Origin of the sequence: Sphingobacterium sp. UBA5639, assembly GCF_002421245.1 — a bacterium.
In the GTDB taxonomy this organism is placed as follows: Bacteria; Bacteroidota; Bacteroidia; order Sphingobacteriales; family Sphingobacteriaceae; genus Sphingobacterium; species Sphingobacterium multivorum.
This window is the reverse complement of sequence record NZ_DIJR01000032.1, coordinates 89,210-96,430: the sequence shown is the minus strand read 5'-3', so window position 1 is coordinate 96,430 and position 7,221 is coordinate 89,210. Positions and strand designations below refer to the sequence as shown.

Below are 7,221 nucleotides of genomic sequence, written 5' to 3'. Positions count from 1 at the left end.
TTAAACCCTTCTTTTTTTCAGGGTTCCTTCTTTCGAAGTAACCGTCCCTCCCTTGCGGAGTGGTGCAAAGATAGGGAGTTTATAAACAAACTTCCAAGCCTTTTGTTCTTATTTATTTCATTTTATCCTTAACTACCTGTAACGGTGCAAGATTCTTTTTGTAAAACAGGTGGTCGGAAGGCTGGGAACGTCGGCTCCGGGACAGAATGGGGCCGAAAAGTGGTTTTGGCGTGGACTTCGTGGGAACCGGGACTTGATACAGGCTCTGCAGGGGAAACATGGGGGGCCTGGAAATTGGATCGTACCGCGGACATCCACGGAACCGGAACTTGGTGCAGCTCCGCAGCGGAAACATGGATGGACATTGTATTGTTCGATCTTCCTAAGCCCGGGATCACTTTGTAGCCCGCTCGGCTCAATGCCCAATTGAAGATGGTGCGCACCGGCGCAGCAGATGGACGGGAACGGGAAGATCGCAGAACTCAGCACTCCGGATACCTTCTTTTGCAGCTATACTTTCCTACCTGTTTACTTAGGTTTAGTTTAGGTTTTATTTAGGTTTTGTTTAGGTATAGTATAGGTTATAGCTAAATAAAACCTAACTTAATACTAAGCTAAATATAGACAAAAGCTAACCTAAGTAATAAGGCATCCTTAACTCTTCGTTATTTAGGGAAAGGTGGTTCCGCTCGGGGACAACGCTCCGGCTGCTGACAAAGGTCTGCAGGAACCTCCGACTACCCTCCCAGCCCTGCTTCGTACCATGGTCGGGGCAGATTTGCCCTGCAACCGTGTTCTGTCCGTGTTGAGTCCGTGTTGAGTCCGAGTCTAAGCCCGCACTCACCCCGCTGCCAACACGGGCAAATGACGCTCCGAACGCGACCATATTCCCTGGATGCCCCTAAAAAAGGCCAACGCCAATCCGAACCGCAGCCGAAAAATTCCGCAGCGACGCTGCAACACGAAAATAACTCGGAAAAACACGCTATAAAGACAGACAAAATAACGATTCAAGGGTTCACATCAGACTGGGGAATACCTCAATTTAACGATGAAGCGGAGCAGCCCTTGCTTCGGAATACCAACTCAAATGAAAAACTAGCATAGAAACGGATAAACATATAAGGATCTATATTATAAACTAGCCAACATAAAAAATGTACCGCCAACCATCAAAGCCTCATTTGGGCACAGTATTGGAAAATAACATAGATTCAAAAGTCAATAACTGTAAACTGCCGGTAGGACACTGCGAATAGCCAATATGCAAACGAAACCGTATATTCGTAAATAGCAAATTAAAATTTCCCTTATTTTGAACGGACTTTTCAAAATTTACAAAGTTGACGCCGATGAGGCACTGCGCATACAACAATCCAAAAACGAAATACACCAACATGATTTCGAGGAACTGATTATTGGTGTGGCAGGAAAACTCGAACATTTTATCGATTTTAAAACAAAAACCTACACCGCTCCATTTATAAGTTTTGTCACTCAGGGCAAAACGCACCGTGTGAAACCTCTTTTGCACAACAATAGCATTGAATTTTGGGTCATTCGATTTAAAAGTGAATTTATCCCCGAAACAACTTTCCAACTTTATACCCACTTTCATGAAAATGCGACATTGACCTTCGCCAGCCCCAACTGCTTCGGGAGATTGATAGTCTTGTGTGAGCTAATGCAGCAGGAATGCTTACAACATAGCGTAGACTATGCGGTTATCAAGCAGCTATTGAGCACCATCTTTACCATGATTGAATCTGAACGAAAAAGGCAATTTCCAGACAGCCAACAGCAATTGAAAAATCAGAGTACAACGTTCACAAGCTTTCTATCTATACTGGAAGAGAACTACCGCCGTCCTGAAGGCGTTAATTTTTACGCGGAGAAGCTTTTTATGTCGACACGAAACCTAAATTTAATTTGTCAGAGCATATTACAACAAAGCGTTTCTGAGATTATCGAAACACGGAAACTTATTGAAGCAAAAAACCTCTTGTTGACAACGACTAAAACGATCTCGGAAATTGGTTTTGAACTCGGTTACCAAGATAAAGCCTACTTTACCAATGTCTTCAAAAAGAAAGCAGGCATGACGCCTTCGGAATTTAGAAATGAAATCCAAAAACTTATTTCCGAATAGCGTACAACAGATTTCCGAATAGTACAACAGATTGACAGGATAATGATACCGCCTAGCCAAGCCCATCCCCTACCTTTGTAATAAAAATTGACGCAGTCACATCATATCAAATGCGTAGAAAGGATTTTATTAAAATTATGGCAACATTAGCATTAGCTGGAGTAGCTCATAAAGCAAACTCTTTATATAAATTTTCCGAGGAACTGGAGGCAACGGACAAATTTCCGGTCTTATTTTTAGGACATGGAAGTCCCATGAACGCCATAGAGGACAACGAATTTGTCCGGGGATTCAAAAAAATTGGCCAAACTTTCGAAAAACCGAAGGCGATTCTTGTTGTCTCGGCACACTGGGAAACACGTGGAACATTTGTCACAGCGATGGAGCATCCCGCCACCATTCATGACTTTGGCGGTTTTCCCCAGGCGTTATTTGATGTCCAATACCCAGCTCCAGGCAGCCCGGCTCTCGCTTTAGAAACACAGCGTATCGTAAGCAAAACAGACGTTCATCTCGACGACAAATGGGGGCTGGACCATGGATCATGGTCTGTAGTCAAACACCTATACCCTGATGCAGACGTGCCTATTATTCAAATGAGCATCGATTACACACAATCTGCAGCATACCATTATGAAATTGCACAGCAATTAAACACGCTAAGAAAAAAGGGGGTACTCATTATCGGTAGCGGCAATATGGTGCACAACTTACGGATGGTCGCCTGGGACAAGCTCGATACGGCAGGCTATGTCTATGAGTGGGCTACGATAGCCAATGAAAAAATGAAGAAATTTATTCAGAACGGCAACCATCAAGCGCTCATCGATTTCAGAAAACAGGGCAAAGAGTTCGACTTGGCAATTCCAACTCCTGAACATTACCTCCCTTTAATCTATACCTTGGGTTTACAGGAGAAAAATGATGAGTTGTTTCTCTTCAACGACAATTCAGTGGCTGGATCGCTGACCATGACTTCTTTGAAAATCGGTTAAGCCTCCAGCATACCTGTCAGGAATATCCAACAATGCCAGCCCATTCCATTAACTGAGAAAAAGGCCAATGGAATGGTCTTGTTGTATACAGGACTCCGCTGAGTTGGAAATAATCTCGAAATTTCCATGACAAAAAGCGTTAGGATTGCAGCGCTAGGATTGATAAATTTGTTTGAAACAAAACAACGTACTTGAACTTAACTCATGGCAACAAAACCTGTTATTGAAATTGAATATTGTCCAAAATGCAATTGGATGCTGCGCGCCGCCTATATGGCGCAGGAGGTACTGAGTTCGTTCACGGATGAGATCCATGGAGTGATGCTGGTTCCCAGCGAAATTGCAGGCCGTTATACCGTACGGGTAGCGGATCAGGAGATTTTCGATCGAAAAAGAGCGGGTCGATTCCCCGAAATAAAAGAACTCAAACAGCTCATCCGAGATCTAATTGCACCAGATAAATCCTTGGGTCATTCGGACAAATCTCCTTCATCCAACATTTAATTTAGCATAAATCGGATTTTAAAGACTTCTTCTTATTAGCAATTTTGTATAAATTAAATGAACAATCATGACTACTCAACAAGAAGTAGATTTTCAACGTATCGCCAAGGCCATACATTTCTTACAGGAAAACTTTAAGACGCAACCTACATTGGGTCAGATCGCTTCTCATGTTTACATGAGTGAAGCTCATTTTCAACGCATGTTTACCGCATGGGCTGGTACAAGCCCCAAGAAATTCTTACAGTACGTAAGTATAAATCATGCAAAATCATTGCTCAAGGAAAGTAATATCGCCGAAACCACCTATCAACTTGGTCTTTCCAGCAGCAGTAGACTTCATGAGCTATTTATCAATATTGAGGGAATGACTCCCGCTGAATATAAAAATGAAGGCTCCAATCTATTGATTTCCTACGCCTATTATCAGAGCTTATTCGGCACAATGCTAATTGCATCCACTTCAAAAGGTATTTGTCATATTGCCTATGCCGATGACAACTTAACAGCTTTTGACACCCTTCAACAACGCTTTCCGAACGCAACATATCGACAACAGGGAGATAGCATGCACGAGAATGCACTCAGCGCATTAAATCCCCAAGACAAAGATATCCGCCAGGTAAAATTACATTTAAAAGGCACTGATTTTCAATTGAAAGTCTGGGAAGCTTTATTAAAAATCCCTATGGGTAACTTAAGTACCTACGGTGCTATCGCTTCTCAAATCGGAAACCCCAAAGCTTCCCGTGCTGTCGGCACAGCTGTCGGTAGCAATCCGATAGCTTACCTTATCCCCTGTCATCGTGTTATACAAAACAGCGGTATATTTGGTGGTTACCGATGGGATCCAATGCGGAAAACAGCGATGATCGGATGGGAGACTTTGCATACGGCTATTTAATAAACACACACAATACGATAAAATGGAACTTTTCGACAATCTCTTCGATGGCAATAGAAATCTACTCCCTTACGATGGGACTGTCAATTATTATGGTAAAATACTGCCTCCACAGAAAGCAAACCACTATTTTGATAGACTCATGGACTCGATCGAATGGGTAAATGACCGTGCTATTATTTTTGGAAACGAAATCGTCACCAAACGAAAAGTGGCTTGGTATGGCGACCAGGCTTTCGAATATAGCTATTCCAACACCACTAAAAGGGCGCTTCCCTGGACAAAAGAGCTTCTTGAGCTGAAAAAGATTGCCGAAGAACAAACACAGGAGACGTATAATTCCTGCCTGTTGAATCTTTATCACAATGGCGACGAAGGAATGGCCTGGCACAGTGACGGTGAAAAAGACCTTAAAAAAAATGGAGCAATTGCTTCTTTAAGCTTTGGTGCTGAACGAAAGTTTGCCTTTAAACACAAAACGAGCAAAGAAAAAATAGACCTCATCTTGGGCCATGGAAGTTTATTGGTGATGAAAGGTCTTACACAAACGTATTGGTTGCATCGGCTTCCACCGACAAAAAAAGCGTTCAGTGCACGAATTAATCTGACATTTCGAAGCATTGATCAGCTGTAGTCTTACAGGCCCAAGGTACGGCTTACAGGAATGGACACCTATTTGTAGGTAAACTTCACAACAGCATTCAGTCATTAATCGTGTCAACCTTTTCAAACATAAAGGCTGACACGATCGATCGGGTTATTTAATAACGTCCCAGCTGTTGTCCTTGGCTGTGTAATCCATAAAAATCCCTCCGTCCAAGGTAATATTTTTCACTTTTTTAGTCGAAGTCCACGTCAGGATTACCTGTATTTCATTGTGTTGCCAAATTGACGGAGTTTGATGTTTTGTCTCCACCGATCCATCCGTATAGGTAATCAACACATCAAACGGAATTGCAAATCCCCCAACATTAGTGATCGTAAGTGTATTTTTACCGGCAAGCTGTTTAAAACCATTCACTTTAAGGTCGATGTAATTATTGGTAAAATACCAATTTTTCCAATACCAATTTAAATTTTGCCCAGCTCCGGCGTTGATGCTGTAAAAGAAGTCCCAAGGCGTCGGATGCTTTCCATGCCATAGCTCCATATAATGATGTAGTGCTTTTTTAAACAGTTGATCGCCCAGATAATCCCGCAATGCAATATAAGACAACGCGGCCTTGATGTAAGCATTGTTACCATAACCTAAACCACTTAACTGAGAGGTCATCGTAATCAGGGGTTGGTCTTCTTCTGTAGAGGGGTCAAAGATATAACGCTTTACACGGGCATCTTTGAAAAGTTCTTTATTTTTTTCGGCACCAATCTCCGCATTTCCGATCCAGAATTCCAATGCAGTAGCCCAACCTTCATCCATATAACCGTATCGCGTCTCATTGATACCCATGTAAAAAGGAAAATAAGTATGTGCAATTTCATGGTCTGCTGTTTGCCGTGCATCCACAAGATTATCTGGAACACTCGAATCGTTGATCATCATCGGATATTCCATATCTGCAAATCCCTGAACGGCTGTCATTGTTGGGTATGGATAGGTGACACCAGGCCAATTTTTAGAAAACCAGTCAATGCAGTATTGTTGCCAGACAATGTATTGTTCAAAATCTGGCGTTCCGGCGACATAACTAGATTGCACACTCACGCGCTTGCTTCCCAAATCTACACTCCCCCCGTCCCAGATATAATTGTCACTCACGCTGAAACAAAAATCAGGTACGTAGCTTGCTTTGAATTTCCACGTATTCCAGGCTTCTTGTGCTGTCACTTTGCCCGATTTCATTTCGGCATCTGTCGCGATATGTATTGGGGTATCGCTGACTTTTGATTTTTCGAAACGGTCCAGAATAGGTTTCTGCAGTACATCAGCCGCATTGGTCAATTCGCCTGTCGCCCAAACAACAAAGTTCTTCGGAACGGATATCTCAAATTGATAATCGTTGAAACCATTGTAGAATTCTTGTCGGCCATTATGTTCCAGAAGATCCCAGCCATTGTAATCGTCGTATACAGACACACGCGGATAAGAGTAAGCACAATAAAAGGTCGAAGCATTCAATAGCCCTTCACGGTCGCTTTCGACAGATAACGGATATTCCCAGCTAATGTCCAATGTTGCAGTGCTTCCCGGAAGGATTTTCTGCCCAAAATCACCTAACTTCACCGTTCCCCAGTCCTTGCTGTTTACGTCGTAAACTTGACCATTCAATTTAAACGATTTAATCTTTAGGCCCGAAGTCAGGTAATCGTCCGAAGCGTATGCCGCACGTACCGCATTAGGTCTGTGCACATTGTTCACAAATCGGATAGCCAAGCGTTTCAATGTATCAGGACTATGGTTTGTGTACAGAATAGTCTCTGTTCCACTCACCATCTTTGTAGCCGGATCCAATTGCACCCGCACATCATACTTTCCAAAATTCTGCCAATAGTTTTTTCCCGGTATGCCCGTTGTAGTACGGGTCCCCTTTGCGATCGCTTGCTGAATATTCCTTGGGGTATACAGTTCTTGTGCATGAGCAGCCCCTGTCAATAAAAGCAACGTCAATCCGTAATTCAATATAGTGCGTCCTATCATATCCTAGTTTAAATAATCAAACTAAGATAAA

General features: G+C 42.7%; 9 protein-coding genes. 7 read left to right on the top strand and 2 right to left on the bottom strand.

Translation table 11 applies throughout. The features are described from left to right. Positions 1-144: 144 nt before the first annotated feature. The 4 genes from B4Z90_RS21120 (at position 145) to ygiD (ending at position 3,144) form a co-directional block, all read left to right on the top strand. Positions 145-405 (top strand): hypothetical protein, encoded by a 261-nt coding sequence (locus tag B4Z90_RS21120; RefSeq protein WP_070565947.1) that lies wholly within the window; start codon positions 145-147, stop codon positions 403-405. 459 nt (positions 406-864) lie between these two features. Then, positions 865-1,107 (top strand): hypothetical protein, encoded by a 243-nt coding sequence (locus B4Z90_RS21115; RefSeq protein ID WP_159333286.1) that lies wholly within the window; start codon positions 865-867, stop codon positions 1,105-1,107. A 208-nt stretch (positions 1,108-1,315) separates the two neighbouring features. Beyond that, positions 1,316-2,149 carry a helix-turn-helix transcriptional regulator gene (locus B4Z90_RS21110; RefSeq protein ID WP_070565951.1) on the top strand — a complete coding sequence of 278 codons (834 nt, stop codon included), beginning with the start codon at positions 1,316-1,318 and terminating at the stop codon, positions 2,147-2,149. Positions 2,150-2,286: 137 nt separating this feature from the next. After that, entirely contained in the window at positions 2,287-3,144 is an 858-nt protein-coding gene (gene ygiD / locus B4Z90_RS21105) for a 4,5-DOPA dioxygenase extradiol (RefSeq protein ID WP_201303575.1), read from the top strand. Here ygiD and B4Z90_RS21100 read toward each other — a convergent pair. Continuing rightward, positions 3,141-3,272: a hypothetical protein gene (locus B4Z90_RS21100; RefSeq protein ID WP_262886174.1), complete on the bottom strand. Its 132-nt coding sequence runs from the start codon at positions 3,270-3,272 to the stop codon at positions 3,141-3,143. The two genes, ygiD and B4Z90_RS21100, sit on opposite strands and share 4 nt — an antisense overlap. A gap of 76 nt (positions 3,273-3,348) precedes the next feature. On the opposite strand from B4Z90_RS21100, the gene B4Z90_RS21095 reads away from it, so the two are divergent. The 3 genes from B4Z90_RS21095 (at position 3,349) to B4Z90_RS21085 (ending at position 5,186) form a co-directional block, all read left to right on the top strand. Then, a complete protein-coding gene (locus tag B4Z90_RS21095) occupies positions 3,349-3,648 on the top strand; it encodes a SelT/SelW/SelH family protein (protein WP_070565953.1) in 300 nt (99 codons plus the stop codon). A 67-nt stretch (positions 3,649-3,715) separates the two neighbouring features. Beyond that, entirely contained in the window at positions 3,716-4,552 is an 837-nt protein-coding gene (locus B4Z90_RS21090; protein ID WP_070565955.1) for a bifunctional transcriptional activator/DNA repair enzyme AdaA, read from the top strand. 22 nt (positions 4,553-4,574) lie between these two features. Next, entirely contained in the window at positions 4,575-5,186 is a 612-nt protein-coding gene (locus B4Z90_RS21085) for an alpha-ketoglutarate-dependent dioxygenase AlkB family protein (protein ID WP_070565957.1), read from the top strand. Positions 5,187-5,309: 123 nt separating this feature from the next. On the opposite strand, the gene B4Z90_RS21080 is transcribed toward B4Z90_RS21085, so the two are convergent. Then, positions 5,310-7,190, bottom strand: coding sequence for a M1 family metallopeptidase (locus B4Z90_RS21080; RefSeq protein WP_070565959.1), 1,881 nt, complete (start codon positions 7,188-7,190; stop codon positions 5,310-5,312). Positions 7,191-7,221 lie beyond the last annotated feature (31 nt).

Coding starts and splice junctions, on each gene's coding strand:
- B4Z90_RS21080 (WP_070565959.1), bottom strand. CDS start 7,190: ATGATAGGACGCACTATATTGAATTACGGATTGACGTTGCTTTTATTG.
- ygiD (WP_201303575.1), top strand. CDS start 2,287: ATGGCAACATTAGCATTAGCTGGAGTAGCTCATAAAGCAAACTCTTTA.
- B4Z90_RS21085 (WP_070565957.1), top strand. CDS start 4,575: ATGGAACTTTTCGACAATCTCTTCGATGGCAATAGAAATCTACTCCCT.
- B4Z90_RS21090 (WP_070565955.1), top strand. CDS start 3,716: ATGACTACTCAACAAGAAGTAGATTTTCAACGTATCGCCAAGGCCATA.
- B4Z90_RS21100 (WP_262886174.1), bottom strand. CDS start 3,272: ATGGAAATTTCGAGATTATTTCCAACTCAGCGGAGTCCTGTATACAAC.
- B4Z90_RS21095 (WP_070565953.1), top strand. CDS start 3,349: ATGGCAACAAAACCTGTTATTGAAATTGAATATTGTCCAAAATGCAAT.
- B4Z90_RS21115 (WP_159333286.1), top strand. CDS start 865: ATGACGCTCCGAACGCGACCATATTCCCTGGATGCCCCTAAAAAAGGC.